General features: G+C 80.7%; 1 pseudogene. It reads left to right on the forward strand.

Annotation, left to right across the window (positions count from 1 at the left end):
* Positions 1–18: 18 nt before the first annotated feature.
* Positions 19–544, forward strand: a pseudogene (locus IEZ12_RS36775) (hypothetical protein); the annotation flags it as partial.

Raw genomic sequence — 544 nt, forward strand, 5'->3', positions numbered from 1 at the left:
GCCGGGCCGCAGCCGGTGATGCTCGATCAGAACCCGGACGGCTCGCTGGTGATGGCCGCGGCCGCGCCGTGCGTGCAGTGCGGCCAGCCCTCGGTCTACCGCGCGCAGGGCCGGCCGATGCACCTCGGCGGCTTCTGTCGCCCCGCCGCCCCTGCGGCTCAGGCACCCGCACATCCCGCCGCCGAGGCCGGGCAGCAGACCCCAGAGCCCGCCCCGGCACTCGCCGCCGACATCCCGACCGACCAGGCCGAGTCGGTCCCGGCCGACCAGACCGACCCCGTCGCACAGGCTCCGGTCGCCGCGCCGCTGTCCCGGCCCGCACCGTCCGCGGCCCCTGCTCCGGCGCGGTCCGGCCAGCGCCCGGCTCCGGCCCGTGCCCAGGGCCGCCCGGCCGCGCCGCGCGCCGCCGCCAGTCCGGCCGCCGCGCCGGCGGCCAGTCGGTGGGTGCCGGTGGTGGCGCTGGACGCCGACCCGGACGGCGGCTGGGTGCTGGACGTCCCCGGCTTCCCGGCTCCGGCCGGGCCCAAGCTGGGCGACTGGTTCG

Source organism: Kitasatospora griseola, from assembly GCF_014648555.1.
Taxonomy (GTDB): domain Bacteria; phylum Actinomycetota; class Actinomycetes; order Streptomycetales; family Streptomycetaceae; genus Kitasatospora; species Kitasatospora griseola.